This window comes from Arachnia propionica, from assembly GCF_003859805.1.
Lineage (GTDB): Bacteria > Actinomycetota > Actinomycetes > Propionibacteriales > Propionibacteriaceae > Arachnia > Arachnia propionica_C.
Window position 1 is genome coordinate 71,774 of record NZ_RQZG01000008.1, and the last position, 16,065, is coordinate 87,838.

Annotated in this window: 12 protein-coding genes; 3 read left to right on the top strand and 9 right to left on the bottom strand. The window is 70.1% G+C overall.

Going from position 1 to position 16,065, the window contains the following annotated elements; all coding sequences use genetic code 11:
* Nucleotide 1: 1 nt before the first annotated feature.
* The 9 genes from EII34_RS08275 to EII34_RS08315 form a co-directional block, all read right to left on the bottom strand.
* Nucleotides 2–631, bottom strand: coding sequence for a chloride channel protein (locus EII34_RS08275; protein ID WP_124844690.1), 630 nt, complete (start codon nt 629–631; stop codon nt 2–4).
* Nucleotides 625–1,209: a chloride channel protein gene (locus tag EII34_RS08280; protein ID WP_124844691.1), complete on the bottom strand. Its 585-nt coding sequence runs from the start codon at nt 1,207–1,209 to the stop codon at nt 625–627. Before EII34_RS08280 ends, EII34_RS08275 begins: the two co-directional genes overlap by 7 nt.
* Nucleotides 1,206–1,724, bottom strand: coding sequence for an ion channel (locus EII34_RS08285; protein ID WP_124844692.1), 519 nt, complete (start codon nt 1,722–1,724; stop codon nt 1,206–1,208). The genes EII34_RS08280 and EII34_RS08285 overlap by 4 nt, the downstream gene beginning before the upstream one ends.
* Entirely contained in the window at nt 1,724–1,936 is a 213-nt protein-coding gene (locus tag EII34_RS08290; RefSeq protein WP_124844693.1) for a DUF308 domain-containing protein, read from the bottom strand. The genes EII34_RS08285 and EII34_RS08290 overlap by 1 nt, the downstream gene beginning before the upstream one ends.
* Before the next feature lie 100 nt (nt 1,937–2,036).
* Nucleotides 2,037–3,284 (bottom strand): ATP-binding protein, encoded by a 1,248-nt coding sequence (locus EII34_RS08295; protein WP_124844694.1) that lies wholly within the window; start codon nt 3,282–3,284, stop codon nt 2,037–2,039.
* 55 nt (nt 3,285–3,339) lie between these two features.
* On the bottom strand, nt 3,340–5,070 hold the full coding sequence (gene recD / locus EII34_RS08300) for an exodeoxyribonuclease V subunit alpha (RefSeq protein ID WP_124844695.1): 1,731 nt from the start codon (nt 5,068–5,070) through the stop codon (nt 3,340–3,342).
* Nucleotides 5,063–8,188, bottom strand: a complete 3,126-nt coding sequence (locus EII34_RS08305) for a UvrD-helicase domain-containing protein (protein ID WP_124844696.1) — start codon at nt 8,186–8,188, stop codon at nt 5,063–5,065. The genes recD and EII34_RS08305 overlap by 8 nt, the downstream gene beginning before the upstream one ends.
* Nucleotides 8,185–11,115: an exodeoxyribonuclease V subunit gamma gene (locus EII34_RS08310; RefSeq protein ID WP_185711241.1), complete on the bottom strand. Its 2,931-nt coding sequence runs from the start codon at nt 11,113–11,115 to the stop codon at nt 8,185–8,187. Before EII34_RS08310 ends, EII34_RS08305 begins: the two co-directional genes overlap by 4 nt.
* Nucleotides 11,097–11,987: a GNAT family N-acetyltransferase gene (locus EII34_RS08315; RefSeq protein ID WP_124844698.1), complete on the bottom strand. Its 891-nt coding sequence runs from the start codon at nt 11,985–11,987 to the stop codon at nt 11,097–11,099. The genes EII34_RS08310 and EII34_RS08315 overlap by 19 nt, the downstream gene beginning before the upstream one ends.
* Nucleotides 11,988–12,082: 95 nt before the next feature.
* Here EII34_RS08315 and EII34_RS08320 point away from each other — a divergent pair, with 95 nt between their 5' ends.
* Genes EII34_RS08320 through EII34_RS08330 form a run of 3 tightly spaced genes read left to right on the top strand, consistent with a single transcriptional unit; the run spans nt 12,083 to nt 16,042 of the window.
* Nucleotides 12,083–12,550 carry a PH domain-containing protein gene (locus EII34_RS08320; protein WP_185711242.1) on the top strand — a complete coding sequence of 156 codons (468 nt, stop codon included), beginning with the start codon at nt 12,083–12,085 and terminating at the stop codon, nt 12,548–12,550.
* A complete protein-coding gene (locus EII34_RS08325; protein ID WP_124844700.1) occupies nt 12,547–14,013 on the top strand; it encodes a PH domain-containing protein in 1,467 nt (488 codons plus the stop codon). Before EII34_RS08320 ends, EII34_RS08325 begins: the two co-directional genes overlap by 4 nt.
* Entirely contained in the window at nt 14,006–16,042 is a 2,037-nt protein-coding gene (locus tag EII34_RS08330; protein ID WP_260425093.1) for an ATP-dependent DNA helicase UvrD2, read from the top strand. The genes EII34_RS08325 and EII34_RS08330 overlap by 8 nt, the downstream gene beginning before the upstream one ends.
* Nucleotides 16,043–16,065 lie beyond the last annotated feature (23 nt).

A 16,065-nucleotide genomic window follows, 5' to 3' on the forward strand; every position in this document is an offset into this window, starting at 1 on the left:
GTCAGTGGTGGCCCGGCTGGTACCCACTGAGTCGCAGTGTGGCGATACCGGCCAGCACCGCCACGGCCACCGGGGCCAGGGCCCCGGCCGGGACCATGAGCAGCACGATCAACATCACGGCCAGCGGTTTGCCGAGGGTCACGGTCGTGGCCGCAGCCATCCCCGCCACCATCGCGGTCCCCGCGTCGAGTCCCGGAACGAAGGCCATGCAGGCCGTCCCGACGGCGGCACCCGTGAAGGCCAATGGGAAGAACTCGCCACCCCGCCAACCTGAGGCCAGGCTGAGCGCGGTGGCCAGCACCTTGCCCGCCGCGATGGCGACCAGGAACCACCAGGCCCCGTGCTCGGTCTGCTCGATGATGACGTGCAGGTCCGAGTGGCCGGAGAACCGCAGCAACGGGAAGGCAGCCAGTAGGGCGGCCAGCAGGAGGGAACCGACCAGAGTCTGCCGCCACCCGGGGCCGAGCTTGCCGAGCAGAGTCTGCAAGACGGGCTTGAAGTGGGCGTGGGCCAGGGCGACGAGGCTGGCCAGCACCGCCGGGACGGCAGCGACGAGCAGGGTCTTCAGCTCCGTGGGGGGCAGCTCGGGCAGGTGCATACCGTGGGCCTCGACCCCGGCGAGCTTCACCACGGCGAGGAGGCCAGGAAACCGCTGATACCCGCCGCGATCCCGGTCCACTTCGACGGCGACAGGGTGTCGTCGCCGTAGGCGGCCCCGCCGGGCGGGGAACCGTAGAGCCCGGCCAGCGCGGCGGCGGGACCTGCGGTTCCGATCACCTGCCGCTCGGCCTGGGAGCGGCCGATCCGGCGGCTGACCATGATCGACAGCTCCGCGACCACGGCCACCAGACCGGCCTCCGGGCCGATGGAGCCGCCGAAACCGACGGCGATGATGGCGGAGGCGGCAAGGAAGGCGGTCCTGCGACGGTGCAGCGAGGTCGGGTCCTCGGCGGCGGCCAGCTGCTCGTCGAGGTCGGAGTCAGTGCTCCGCGTGCGCAGCCAGGCCAGCACCACGCCGCCGAGCAGGACGATGAGGAAGACGTACCACCTGGCGTCGGTGTGGCTCCACAGCAGGTGCTCCAGGCCCTTCATCAGTAGGAAGGTCGCCGCAGCCACCGCCCCGGCCACGGCGCCGTAGCCCACGGAGAGGGTCAGCAGTCGGCCGGTCAGCGGGGCCGTTGCGGGGGAGTGCTTGGTCCTTGACCTCACGGGCTCACCTTGGTTTCGGGTTCGGGCTGCGCAGGGGTGACTGCCTGCTCCTTGGCGGCACCGATGCTGGCGGCGATGGTCCGGGCCACCAGCCCCAGGAAGAGCAGGCTGAAGGCGATCATCGCGGTGACCAGCAGCCGGGCGCGTTGCCCCACGGGGTGAACATCGCCGAAGCCCACCGTCGTCATGGTCACCATCGTGAAGTAGAGGGCATCGGTGCGGGTGGCAAGCCCCGCGAACTCTCCGGGCACCTGGGTGGCGAGGGCGTAGCAGGCCAGGGCACACAGCGAGATGTCGGCGACCAGGGTGGTGATGAGCCGCCCCACCCGGTCCGGGTGGGTCTTGACCTGGTGGGTGATGAGCAGGGCCAGGACGATGAGCATCGCGAAGCTCAGCGCGCCCCGTCCCCACAGCTCCTCCCCGGTGCGAACCGGGACGACGTGGTAGATCGTCACGACCAGGGCCGTGACGATCACACCACGAAGCCAGGACCACTCGACGGGTGGTTGTGACATCAAACGGCAGGCTCTGCTGTCGGGGTCTTTGCGCCGTCGTCATCGCCCTTGCGCGCCATGAGGCCCGCCACGATGAGCGTGATGCCCCAGATGATGGCGAAGGTCACGGCCGTCATTCCAGGCCAGACCATGGCCACGATGCCGAAGATCAGGACTGCTCCGCCGAGGAGGAACAGCACGTCGGGTGAGCGCTTCGGGAGGTTCTCGGCCATGTCTCGACTCCGATCGGGTGAGAGGAACGGCCGCCAGAGAAGTTCTGGGCAGCTCCAGGTGAGGGGTCAATCCACCAGCCGCGCCGGGAGCTGGTGAGGTTCACGGGCCGAGCAGGGCCAACGGGAGGACCAGGATTCCGTCAGGACGGCGGTATGCGTGCTGCCCGGTGGTGATGACGACGAGATTGGCGATGCGCTCTCCCAGCTGGGAACGCAGCCACAGCAGGTGGCGCACATCCGAGTCGCTGACGCTGGCAGCGAGTTTCACCTCGATGCCGAGAACCCTGCCGTCGCTTCCTTGAACAATGAGATCGATTTCATGATCGCCACCGTTGGTTCGCAGGTGGAAGAGCTTCGCTTCGGCAGCCTGGGCGGCGACGCGGACCCCGAGGGTGACGAGGGACTCGAACAAGGGTCCCGCCATGTGAGCGCCGCCTGCGCTCAGCAAGGAGCGCTGGTCCAGGCCGAGGAGTCGGGCTGCAAGGGCTGGGTCGGCCAGCTGATGCTTGGGAGCCTGCTGAAGCCGTCGAATTGGGTTGTGTGCTGGAATCCAGCCGGGAACCGGGTCGAGCAGCCATAGTTGGGTGAGGTGCTCCCGATACTCGATGGTGGTGCTCTTGGCTGGTTGTTGGCCATCTCCGCCAGTTGTGGCATCGAGGATGCGCGAATAGGAGGTCGTGGTTGATGATGCGGCCGCATAGGCGGCAAGCCAGCGACGTAGTACTTCAGGGCGCCGGAGGTGAAACCTCAGTTCGGGGAGGTCCCGATCGATGATGCGTTGCAGATAGGCGTCCAGTAAGCCTCGTCGGAGTCGTCCCGGGGTGGACATGATTCCGGGAAAGCCGCTTCGGGTGATCTCGGTGGCGTAGTCAGTCAGGGTGAGGCGGCTCGTGCCGCTCACCTCCGAGGTGCCATCGAGGAGGTCGCGGAGCGAGACTGTGGGGGTGCTTGTTCCTCGCTCATGCAGTGCCATGGGACGCATCCGTAGTGACAGAATTCGGCCCGCACCGCTGTGGGTTCCTGAGTCGCTGGCCGGTGTTGCCGAACCCGTCAGGAGAAATCGCCCCGGTGGTGCACCGGAGTCAACCCGGCGTCGCACCGCATCCCACACCGAGGGGAGTTTCTGCCACTCGTCGAGCAGTAGGGTGCCGGGCGGTACGGTGGCAAGAGAGAAGTCGGAGGCAGCGAGTTCACGTTGTGCAGGATCGTCGAGCAACCATGTGATGGTGGCTCGACGGGTGGCTGTGTCGGTCTTGCCCACGCCCTTCGGGCCGTCCAGGGCGAGCGCCGGGGCGATCGGAAAAAGCTCGTCAAGCTCCAGATCAATGGTTCTCGGCAGGTATGGCACATCGTTACGCTACCATTTCCCGGGTCGTTACGCTACCATTTCCCGAGTCGTTGCCCTACCGTTTCCCGAGGCCGCTGGCGCGCCGGGTCGGGGTCGTCACGGCCGAGGCCAGGGCTTCTGGTGAGCCGAACAACCGGACCTCTCGCCGGGCCCGGGTGACCGCGGTGTAGAGCAGCTCCCGGGTCAACAACGGGGAGCCCACCGGCGGCAGGATGACACTCACCACGTCGAACTCGCTGCCCTGCGACTTGTGGATGGTCATGGCGTGGAGCTCCTGGGCGGCATCCAGCTGCAGCGGGTTGACGAGGTCGACCCGATCCCCCCGGTCCAGGGCCGCCATGAGCCGCCCCTCACGAGCGACGATCACCGCCACCTCGCCGTTGCTCACCACATCCGAGTTCCGGGTCACGATGAGGGGCTGCCCGACGTGGATTCCGCCCTCTGGGGCGTACCCGGGGAGCTGGGCGGCCAGGTGACGTCGCACCAGCTGCTGCCAGTGGCCGGTCCCGAAGGGGCCCGCCCGGTGTGCGCACAACAACCGGTGGCGCTCCAGGGCGGCGACGGCGGCCTCGGCCTGCCCGGCCCGAGCCGCGGTCAGGATCGCCTCTGCGGTGGCGGTCACCTGCTGCTCGAGACCGGGCATCGCGTCCAGACCCTCGCGCCCGGAGTAGGGCTCCAGCGTGCAGTCCGTGGAATCGGTGAGGAGCTCGAGGGCGACCCGCGGATCACCACCTCGGATCGCCTCGGCCAGCCGCGCCACGTCGCCGACGTTGCGGTGCGACCCGGTCAGCCGCACCACCGACGGGACACCAGGACCCTGGACCAGCTCCGGGGATCGTGAGATGTCGGCCAGCACGGAACCGGCCTCGACGGAGGCCAACTGATCGGGATCACCGATCAGCACCAGTCGGGTGCTCCCCGCCACGGCCTCCACCAGCCAGGCCATCATCGTCGAGGAGATCATCGACGACTCGTCGACCACCACCACCTCGAAGGGCAACCGATTGTGGGACCCGTGGGTGCGGGCCTGTCGACCGGGAACCACACCGAGCAGCCCGTGCAGGGTACCTGCGTGAAGCCGCACCCGATCCGGGTGTTGCAGCTTGGCCGCCACCGAGGTCTCCAGACGTGAGGCGGCCTTCCCCGTGGGCGCGGCCAGGGCCACCGTGACCGGGGCCTGTGCGGCCAGGGTGTCGAGAATCCGGGCGACCACCGTCGTCTTGCCCGATCCCGGACCACCCGTGATGACGCTGGTCCACGACGTCGTCGCCGCACGCACCGCCTCGTCCTGGGAGGGGTCCGGTGCCATCCCCTCGGGTGTGGACAGTGCAGCGGGGGCAGGGGGCGGGGGTAGGGCGCTGCGCTGCCGCAACGTCTCCACCAGCTGCTGCTCCTCGCGGTGGAACCGGGCCAGGTAGACCAGGCCGTGCTGCAGCCTGAACGGCCGGTCCTGGTCCTCGGTGGTCGCCACGGCCGGGGATGCCGCCACCGCGTCGAGCCAGGCCTGCGGCTCAGGCCAGGGCAGCTCGGCGGCCTCGGCCACCGACCCGTCGTCAACGGCACCGGGAACCACCAGCGAGGCTGCCCGGGCCAGCTCCAGGCACACCGAGCCGAGGCGCAGTTCACGCACCGTCAGGGCCAGTGCCAACAGCACGACCTCGTCGTCCTCACCGCAGTGGGCGGCCATCCGGCGGGCCAGGTGGAAGTCGGCCAGGCCGATCATGCCCGCGGCCGCGAAGTCCCGCAGGATCCCGGTGGCGGCGACGGGGATCTCGAACTCAGCCACGGTCGCCTCCCAGCACCTCCGAGACCGCGACGGTCAGCTCCGCAGGAGGACGCCACTCGAAGACCCCACACCGTCGCCCCTCGACGACGGGGGTCGCGGGGCCCGCCATGCCACGCACGAACAGGTAACCGACCCCCGCGAGATGCCGCTGCGGTGAGTACCCGGGAAGCCGCCAGGCCAGGTGACGGTGCAGCGCCGCGCAGTACAGCACCGCCTGGAGGGGGTAGTGGGCCTGCATCATCGCCTCCGCCATCGCGTCCGGGGTGTAGTGACCCACCGCGAGCTCCTGATCGGGCAGGGTGGGGACCCGGTTGGTCTTGTAGTCCACCACGAGGAAGCCACCGGAGGGCAGCTGGAGCACCGCGTCGATGGAGCCGGTCAACAGGCCACTCAACCGCGCGCTGGCCTGCTCGGTGGCGAGCAGGCGCCCGGGGTAGGCGGCCAACGGGTCATCGGCCGGGAGCAGCTCCGCCATCGCCCGGGCCAGGTCCGCGACGGTGCCGGTGGCGCCCCCGGTCCCGAGAGGGAGGTCGAAGTCCAGCTCCGGCAGGCGGGAGGAGACCGGGAGGTCTGCCAGACAACCGTCGAACAACCCCCCGAGCGGGGTGGTGACCATCCGGGACAGGGCCGAGGCCAACTGGGCGCACTGGGCCGGATCCAGGCCCAGCCGTGGGGCCCGCTCCGTGACCAGTGAGGGCAGTCGGGTCTCGTGCCGGGACCAGTCCACCTGCTCCAGCACCTCGTGGACCAGCGTGCCGAACCGGGCCCCGGCGGGCAACCCGTTCATGGGGGAGGGCTCGGCCAGGGGACCCGAGAGCTCGGTGGGCAGCAGGTCGAGATCCGGCTCATCCGGGGCGTGCTCGTGGAGGTCCGCCGTCAGCCCCGAGTACGAGGTGCGTCGCCAGTCGGGATCGACGCGACGCCCCATTCGGGAGACCCGCAGGGTGGGACGTGACGCCGAGGCAGGCGGGGGGGTTCCCTCCCGCCACGGGGACGACCTGACCGACGAGGTGTCGACCAGGCGGGGATCGAAGGGGAACCGCTGCGGCAACCGGGGGTACTCCCGGGCCAGGTCGTCCCGCCCACGATCCCGACTGAGCAGCGCGGTCAGGGGCCCTGAGGCGGAGCGTCGATCCTGCAGGTGCCAGGCGATCGCCAGGTGCCCGGCCCGGGTCAGGGCGACATAGAGCAGCCTCAGCTCCTCCTCCCGGCACTGGGACTTCACCAGAGCCGCGAGCGGATCCCGGTGGGAGGGTCGGGTGCCGACGTGCAGCACACGGCTCCCGGAGGCGTCGACATGGGGGATGGCTCCCCGCAGGTTGACCTCCGTGACACTGACCTGGGGCAGCAGCACGACCGGGTACTCCAGACCCTTCGCACCGTGCATGGTGCCGACCCGCACCGCGGGCACGTCGCTGGCCAGCTGTTCGGGCAGTTCCTCGTGCTGGATCAGGCGTTCCAGGTGGGAGTGGAGCTCGGCGACGGTGCGCGCCGGTCGCGACAGCAGCAGCTGCCCCACCTGCTGCAGGTCACCGAGACGGCGTTCCCCGTCGCCGTGGACCACCAGGGAGGCAGCCAGGTCGTCGAGCACCGCACCCACGAGACCGCTCACCCCGGAGGCCGCGAAGCAGGCCCCGAACTCGTGGATCCTCCTCGAGGCAGGCGTCTCGTCCTGCTCGCTGAGGAGATCCCCGAAGGAGACCCCCAACAGATCACCGAGGGCGGCCGTCATGACCTTGCCCCGGGTCGGTTGGGCCACCGCGGCGAGCAGGGCCAGCCAGTCCCGGGCGGCGGGGGAGTGCAGCACCGAGTCACCACCGGTGAAGGTCGCCGGGACTCCCCCTTCCTGCAGCGCTCCGACCAGGGCCAGGGCGCGACCCCGGGTCCTGGTCAGCACGGCGATGTCGGTGGGGGCGAGGCGACGCTGCTCGGCCCCGACCCGGATGCTGCCATGGGTCAGCAACGCGGTGGTGTGGGCCACCAGGTCCTCGGTGATCTGCTGCTCGGAGTGGGCCCCACCCCGGATCCACACCCGGGCCGAGGGGGCGTCGGGCAGCACCAGGGTGCCCTGGTCGTCGCGTCGCATCACTCTCACCGGCTCCACCCGGATGCCGGCCCCCAGCTCGAGATCGCCGAACAGTTCCCGCACCCCGTCGACGACCCCTGCCTCACTGCGGTGATTGACCGCCAGGGTCTGTTTCGGCATGATCCGTGCGGCCTCCAGGTAGCACCCCAGATCCGCGCTGCGGAAACCGTAGATCGACTGCTTCGGGTCCCCGATGAGGATGATCGAGGTGTCATCGCGTTCCACGAAGCATCTCCGGAGGATCGCCCACTGGTCCGGGTCGGTGTCCTGGAACTCGTCCACCAGCACGAACGGGAACCGCCGGGCCAGCTCAGCACACACCAGATCGGCGACCTCGGAGTCGGTGACCAGGTGCCGCAGCCGTCCGGGCAGGTCGTCGAAGGAGACCAGGCCCAGTTCACGGCGCCGCCGGGTGAAGGCCTCACGCACGGCCCGGTGGTACGACAGCGCCTCACGGTCGTCCGAGACCAGCTCCAGGTGGGATCCCGCAGCCACCTCGGCGATGCCGAGGGCACGGCGGGGATCGAACGGGGGCTCGGGTTCCTCCAGGTAGCGCCTCAGGTACTCATCGGTGGCGCACTGCCGGATCAGGGGGCGCAACTCCGCCCTCACCTCGTCGTCAGCCCAGTCACCGAGCACACCGAGGGAGCGGAGCTGGTCCTGGCAGAAGGAGTGGATCGTCGCGACGGTGGCCGAACCGAAGTCCGCAACCGCGTGGCGCAACCTGCTCACGGCCACCTGAGGGTCGGGCTGCGAGGCCAGGTGCCGGGCGACGGGATCAGTCACGTCGCGCCCGGCGAGCACGAGCTCGATGTCGTCGGCCACCGAGACGAGGCGCCGACGCAGGCGGCCACGCAACTCGGTGGTGGCCGCCCTGCTGAACGTGAGGACCAGCAGGTGTCGAAGTGGTACGTCGAACTCAGCGACCAGCCTGGCTGCGAGGCCGACCAGGGTCCAGGTCTTGCCGGTACCCGCGCTGGCCTCCAGCAGCAGTGGGCCGTCGGGCAGATCGGCGGTGATGTCGAAGATCATCGGGTGGCCTCCAGCAAGGGAGCATGAAGGGCGAGGGCCCAGCGACCGAAGGCACCGTACCGGTCATCCCCCGGGGGGTCCTCGGGTTGGGGGTGGTCCTTGAAGAGTTGGTTCGCCGGACCGTCGTAGAAGTGCTCCCAGTGCGCGGCGCGCCACGCCCAGGGGGAGTCCCAGTGATCCACGGGGCGGGCCCAGGCCTCGGGGGCGAACCGTCCCTGCCGGATCGTCAGCACCAGTTCGCGGGCGGGGGCCGCCGGGACCGGGACCAGGCGGGAGCGGGCGAGCACGGCACCGCGGACCAGCCACTCCAGCACACCGAGCGGATCCTCGGGAGGGGTCAGGGTGAGTGAGGCCGGCCGATGACGTCCGAACTCCTGGTGCAGGTGGTGCACGCGGGCGGTGGTCGTGGTCCCCGAGCAGGCCAGGGCCAGCAGCTGGACCCATGGCTCGAACAGCGGTCCAGGAGTGCGGCTGGGAGTGAGGTGGACGATCCGGTCACCGCGCAGTCGTACCTGACCGACCAGGCGGACGGGCCCGACCTGCACGTCCACACCGCGGTCGAGATCCGGGGATTCCCAGTCGCTGCGCGCCTGGACCCACAGCTTCCCGATCAGGTCGAGCTCGGCCTCCAGGGCACGCCTGCCCAGGGCACCGCCGGGAAGCAGCTCCCGGCGCTGTTCGGCCAGCGCGGCATCCCAGGGCGGGACCCCACTGCGTGCGGCGGTCAGCAGCCGGGAACGGATCCCCCACGACTCGAGGCCGTCGGTGCGCAGTGACAGCTCATCCTTCGGCACATCGCCACTGGGGGGACGGATGGCGGCCCGCTCCCGCAGGAAGGCTGCTGCCGGGTCCTTCAGGAACCGGGCGACCTCGTCGATGGTGATCTCGGGCGAGGTGGGCAGCTCGGGCAGCCGCAGGGCTGCGCGGCGACGAGTGGTGCAACTGCTCCCGGGCCTGTCACCCCGCGCCCGCAGGGCCTGCGCCGCTGCCAGAGCGGCCGTGTCGAAGCTCGGCCGTGACCCGGTGAAGTTCTCCTCGGCGTGAGCGGTGACGCGACAGGGTACCGGTTCGACCGCGACACCGAGTCGCTGGCCCAGCCAGTGCAGCACCGTCGGTTCCTCGACCCGGTCCCCGGTGATCGGATGGTGCCCCTGGTGGACCACCACGAGCTGGTCCGCGGCGCGGGCCAGGCGCTCCAGGTGCTGCAGCCGGACGACACGTTCATCGGGCAGCTCGTCGGGCTCGGGTGCATCGGCCGGTGTGGCCGGTGCCGGGTCGTCGAGCCCGAGCAGGGCCACCACCTTGAACCCGACCCCCGCCAGGTCCGCGGGTTCGGCGACGGTGAGGTTTCCGCTCCCGACCAGTGGTCTGCTCGGCGGCTGCACCGCGAGTTCGTCGACGACGTGGGCGAACTCCGCGGCCGTGAGGCGGACCGGGCTGGGGGCGGTCTCACCTCCCAGCCGCGAGAGCCGGGAGACGGCCTCCTCGATCATCCACTCCTCGTCCCGGGGCAGGGCCGTGACATCGGTGATCAGCCGGAGTGCCCGCCCCACCCACTGGGCCATGGTGGCGGGCGTGGTGTCCTGACAGTGACGACGCAGTCGCGAGTAGAGCTCGGTGAGATTCCCGATCAGGTCCAGCTGCGGTGACGCGATGGCCTCGGCGCCCGAGATGGGCAGGGCGAGGCTGTCAGGTGGCAGCGCCAGCCCCGCCAGGAGCCGATCCAGACCACGGGCCATGGTGTTGCGGGTCATCCCGGGCAGGCCCTGGGCGGCACGGTGCTGGGCATCGAGGCCCCATCGGACACCTGCGGTGGCGAACAGCTCGGCCAGTTCGGCTCGCTCCGGCAGGTCCCAGCGGTGGCTGAGCGGGGGCAGGGTGAACAGGTCGAGCAGAGCGGAGGCCTCGGCCCTCGAGGAGAGCAGCCGGGTGGCCCCGGCCACGACCAGCAGGACCGGGTTGGGGTCGCGGGCAGCCGCTGGACGTTGCAGCCGGAGGGTGCGCCCCGGATGTCCGGGGTGCTCGCTCGAGGTCGAACCCAGCGGCGAGAGGGCCGCAGCCAGGGCAGGCCACCACGACGGTGCATCCGGCACGACCACGAGGATGTCCCGGGGCTCCAACCGGTCGTCGGCGGACAGGAGGTGACACAGCTCGTCACGCAGCACCTCCGCCTGGCGGGCGGGACCGTGGGACGCCAGCCAGGTGACCTCCGCGGGGACAGCGGTGTCGTCCAGGTCGAGGGCGATGATCTCCTGCGCGGCGCTGGTCAGCAGCAGTTCCGTGGTGGGGGACAGGTCGGTCACCAGCAGCAGCGCCGTCGGGAGGTCACGGTGCTGTCCCAGCTCGCTGCGGAGCCGCTCGAACTCCTCCACCGGATCCCACTCCAGGATCTCCGCGACCCGGACGAAGAGTTCGGGCAGCCAGGTCAGGTGCTCGGGCAGACCCACGGGGTCGGGGTCGGCCAGCCAGCCGGCGACGAGATCCAGTCGGTGCGCGAGGTGGAGGCCCATGAGGTGAGCGAGACGGCGTGAGGTCACCCGCAGCCTGCCCTCGGACAGGTGCGCCCGCAGGGCACGGTGCCCTGCCACGAACTCCGCGTCGCCCAACACCTCCCACACCGCGAGCTGCAACCTGCGTCCTCGCCAAGGAGAACGTTCCCCCTCGCCGAGACGCAACTGGATCTCGTCCAGCCACTCCTCCGGGGTGACGAAGTCCACCCCGGAGAGGACACCGAGTCGTTCGGCCAGGGCCTGGCCGGCCAGCCTGCCGACTGCGGGGGTGGGAACGATGACCCGCGCCCGGTCGAACACCCCGAGGCCCAGGGAGCGCAGCCAGTCCGCCAGGTCGTCCAGGAGGTTCTCCCAGCGGGCTGCGGTGCGTCGCTGCAGCGTGATGGTCGTCCCCTCCCTCAGACCGTACGGACCCACCGGTTCCACAGGGGACGGAACCCCCTGCGGTGCCAGAACGTCGACGACAGTGGTGACAGCGCGGCGTGGTCGAGGAGCACGGCCCGGGCATCGGCGCGGTGGGCCCGGTGCATGGCGTGCTCCACCAGCAGACCACCGACCCCTGAGGTGCGAGCCGTGCTGCGCACGGCGGCGAACCCCAGGTAGCAGATCGGGGACACACCGACCAGGGGGGCGGCCCACTGTGAGTCCCGAGAGGGGTTGAGGGTGAGCAGACCGACGGGTCGGTCCTGCTGGAGCGCGACGAAGGTCCACTCCGGGCGGTGCAACGCCTCGTCGAGATAGACCGCCAGCAGTTCCCTCGCGTGGGGGCGATCCATCGTCGCACCATAGGGGAGCTCCCCGACGTGCAGCTCCAGCAGCAGTTCCAACAGCTCCTCACGTTCCGAGGACACCGGGGGGCGGACCGTCGTCGTGGCCCGGTGTCTCGGGGCTGGCTCGTCACCCACCAGCCGCACCGCTGCACTGGTCGCGGGGTGGAAACCGTGGGTCAACAGGCCGGGGATCAGCTGCGTGGCCAGTGCCGGAACCGTGACCGTGAGCCTGGCCGGGACGGCCTCGCGGGAATCCAACCAGATCCCCAGCAACTCCTCGAAGGCCGTGGCGGAGGGGGAGGACGCGGCTCGGAAGAAGAAGTTCTCCGTGACATCGGCCGACCACAGGGCGTAGGCCATGTCCGGATCGGTGTGGGTCACCTGCCAGGTGGCGGCCAGGTCGTCGCCGACCCTGACCCAGTTCTCCCCGGTCGGGACCTCCGCTGCGCCGAGCAGTGGGTCGAGTTCGGCCAACCAGTGATTGTGTGCTGTGGTCAGCTGCGTGATCCGGTCATCCATCGGTGGTCCTCATGTTCCTCGCGCTCGGCTGGTCACAACCTACCTCACCGTGAGGAGGCCGTATGGTGGGGACCCAACGGACGGGAGGAGCAGCAATGGAGGCGGTCGACGGGGCAGGGCTGCGCAGGCTGCCCGCAGCGGTTCGGGGCTACTGGGTGGTGACCCATCTGGTGTGGATCGCCGTCGTGGCCGTCGTGGGACTCGGGGTGGTGCTGGGCCTGGACTGGTCCCGGTGGTGGTTGCTGGTTCCCGCCGGGATCGTCGTGGTGCTGTGTCTCGACCTGCTGCTGATCCCGCTGCGACACGCCCACCACGGGTATCGGGTCAACGCTCGTGAGGTGTTCATCACCAGGGGACGACTCATTCGGCACAGCGTCACCGTCGCCACGCCCAAGATCCTGAACGCGGAGGTCTCCGAGGGCCCGATCCAACGGCGGTTCGGCCTGGCCACGGTGACGGTCAACCAGGTCGTGGGGGACCACGGGATCGGACCGATCCGGCCAGAGGAGGCCGAGCACCTGCGGTTGGAGATCTTGGCCGCCGCGGAGCGGGAGGAGCCGTGACGCCCTTTCGCTGTGCGCCACGCAGCATCCTCGCGGGTCTGCTGGGTGACCTGCCCAAGGTCCTCGGGCTCGTGGTGATCCTGTTCCTCGGGTCCACGGACTCCGGAGGTCTGACCGGTGTGATGTTCTGGGTGGCCCAGGTGGCACTGGTGCTGCAGGTGCTGGCCCGTCCCGTCGAGTGGTTCGACAACCGTTACCGGTTCATCGACGCCGGGATCGAGCACCGGTCAGGCATCCTGAGACGCTCGGTGAGGTCCCTGCCGTGGGATGCCGTGACGGCGGTGGACGTCAGCCAGAACTGGGCACAACGGATGCTCGGGGTCCACCAGGTCCACCTGACCCAGGAGGCCAGCCCCTTGAGCGGCATCACCCTTCGTGGGATCGGGGCCGACCTGGTCGCCGAGATCCGGGCCCTGGTCCGTGAGGCCGGTCAGGACACCGCCCAGGACCCCGTGCTGACCGAGGGACCCGGAGTCGTCGAGGCATCGGAACCGGGGCGGGAGACGGTCACCATCCACCGTGCCACCTGGAAGGAGCTGCTGCTCATCGCGTCGGTCCGGGGTCAGGCCTTCCTGCTCGGTGCCGGCGCGGTGTACTCCCTGTGGGAGTTCCTCGACAACCTTCCCGCCGTCACGGAACATCTCGACGACATCAGTGGGGTTCCGACCTGGGGGAAGCTGCTGCTCGTCACGGTGCTGGCCGTGACCTTCGGTGTGTTGTCCACCATCGTGAAGTACAACGACTTCCACGTGCGGATCGAGGACGGCCAACTGGTCACCACCTACGGGCTCATCGGGCGCCGGGACCGACGGTTCGACCCCGGGTCCGTCATGGGTCTCGTCGTGCAGCGCAACCTCCTGGAGCGGCTCCTCGGCCGGGCCAGGTTGGGGGTGCTCACCCGTGACCGGGCGGTGGACCTGGAGACCAACACCGTGTTGCCGACACTGCCGCTGCACACCGTCGAGGCGGTGGCCCGGGAACACTTCCCGGACGTGGTGCCATCGAGCCCACTGGCCGCATCCCCCGCGCAGATCGGGGCTGCCGTCGTCAGACTCCTGGTGCTCATCGCTGTCCTCGCGAGCGCCGGGTGGCTGCTCTGGCTCACCCGACCCGGGCCCTGGACGGTGGGCGCGGTGATCCTCGTCGCCTGGCTGGGCCCGCTGTGGCTGTTCACCCGTGCCTTCACCGGGTTCCGGCTCGATGCGAGCGCTCGGGTCGTGGTGGTCCGGCGTTCGGTGGTGGGGGAGAAGGTCACCACGATCCGTACCCGTTGCGTCCACGCCGTCGGGACGACCATGGTGGCAGGGCGCCTGTTCGGGGCCTGGTTCTCCACGTACGCGGGAAGTCCGGAACGTTTCTGGGCGTTCCGGGTGACCCCGCCCGAGGTGGCGCGGCTGCGCTCCCGGCTGCTCGAGGGAGCAGAACCTGTTGGTGACCCCTGTTTGAATGGTCCTCGTGACTGACCCCATCCTCGATGCCCTGGACCCTGAACAGCGTCAGGTGGCCCTCCTGCTCGATGCGCCCTTGGTGGTCCTGGCCGGGGCCGGGACGGGCAAGACCCGGGCCATCACGCACCGCGTCGCCCACGCGGTGCGCGAGGGTCGCTACGCGCCGAACGCCACCCTCGCCGTGACCTTCACCACACGTGCCGCAGGAGAGCTGAAGACCCGTCTGGCCGGGCTCGGGGTTCGGCGGGTCACGGCCCGCACCATCCACGCCGCGGCATTGAGCCAGTGCCGCTACTTCTGGCCCGGGGCCTACGGCTCGGAGTTCCCGGCCGTCGCGGACAACGCCTTCTCCCTGGTCGCCCGCGCCGCCAACCAGGTCCTGGGCAGCGCCGAGACCACCCTGGTGCGTGACCTCGCCGCGGAGCTCAGCTGGGCCAAGTCCAGCAACGTCCCACCCAGCCGCTACGTGGATCGCGCCCGGGGCCGTGACCTGGCAGGGGTGGAACCGGAGCAGGTGGCCCAGGTGATGGTCGCCTACGAGAAGGCCAAGTCCCTGGCCGGGGTGGTGGACTTCGACGACATCCTGCTGTGCGCGGCCTCGATGATCGCGGAACGGCCCGAGGTCGCAGAACAGATCCGTGCCACCTACCGCCACTTCGTGGTGGACGAGTACCAGGACGTCTCGGCCATCCAGCACCGGCTGATCTCCCTGTGGACCGATGACCGTCCCGACATCTGTGTGGTGGGTGACCCCCAGCAGGCCATCCACGGTTTCGCCGGGGCACGTGCCGACTTCCTGCTGGGCTTCGCGGCGGAGCACGACGGGGCCAGGACCGTCCGGCTGGTGCGCAACTACCGATCCAGCGGGGCCATCGTCGACCTGGCGAACCGGGTGGTGCGCCGCCACCGCGGGGCTGCTGACCTGCGGGCGAGTGGGCAGCAGGGATCGGCTCCCGAGTTCGTCGCCGCGGGTACCGAGGAGGACGAGGCCAAGGGCGTGGTCGCATGGCTGCAGGAGCGGCGCGAGGAGGGGATGCCGTGGAGTGAGTGCGCCGTGCTCTACCGGATCAACGCCCAGTCCCCGGTGATGGAGGCGGTGCTGGACGCCGCCCGGATCCCGTACCGGGTCAAGGGCACGGATCGGTTCTGGGAGCGGACCGAGGTCAGGGACGTGGTGAACCGGCTGCAGCGAACGGCCATCGACCATCCCACCGCCACACCACGGCAGCTGCTGGACCTGGTACTGGCAGCCATCCGCTGGAACGAGCAGGCACCGTCGGGGATGGGGGCGCAGCGGGAGCGGTGGGAGTCCATCGCGGCGCTGGTGCAACTGATCCGGGATCAGGACGCGCTGGACCCGGAGTGGAGCATCCCGGAGTTCGGGGCCTGGCTGAACGACCACGCCACGCTGGAGACCCCACCTGTCAGCAGCGCGGTGACGCTGGCCACCATGCATGCGGCCAAGGGGCTGGAGTGGGATGCGGTGGCCGTGATCGGGGTGCGGGAGGGGATGGTCCCCTTCGCGCTCAGTCAGGAGGAACCCGCCCTGTCGGAGGAACGACGCCTGCTGCACGTGGCCGTCACCCGGGCCAGGCAGCGGTTGCGCATCTCATGGCCGTCGGATCCGGCGAGAGGACGCGGTACCCGCTCGCGGTTCCTGACCGGACTGGTGCCGAGGACGGCTGACCGGATCGAGCAGGCGTCGGCCGGGCGGAAGGGCAGCCTGAGATCGAGGACCTGCCGGGTGTGTCAGGACCAGCTCCACGACGCGACCGAGCGCAAGCTGGGGCGGCACCTCACCTGTGAGGCACCCTACGACGAGGCGCTGCTGGCCGTGCTCAAGCAGTGGCGGTTGGAGACCGCGAAGGCCGCATCCCAACCGGCCTTCGTGGTGTTCACCGACGCCACCCTGCAGGCCATCGCCGAGGCCGAGCCGACGGATCGGGCCTCCCTGCTCCGCCTGCCCGGCATCGGTGCGGCGAAGGTGGATCGCCACGGTGAGGCCGTGCTGGAGGTCATCGCGAACCATCTGGGGAGGAGATGAGAAAGTCCCCGACCGGTGGCTCG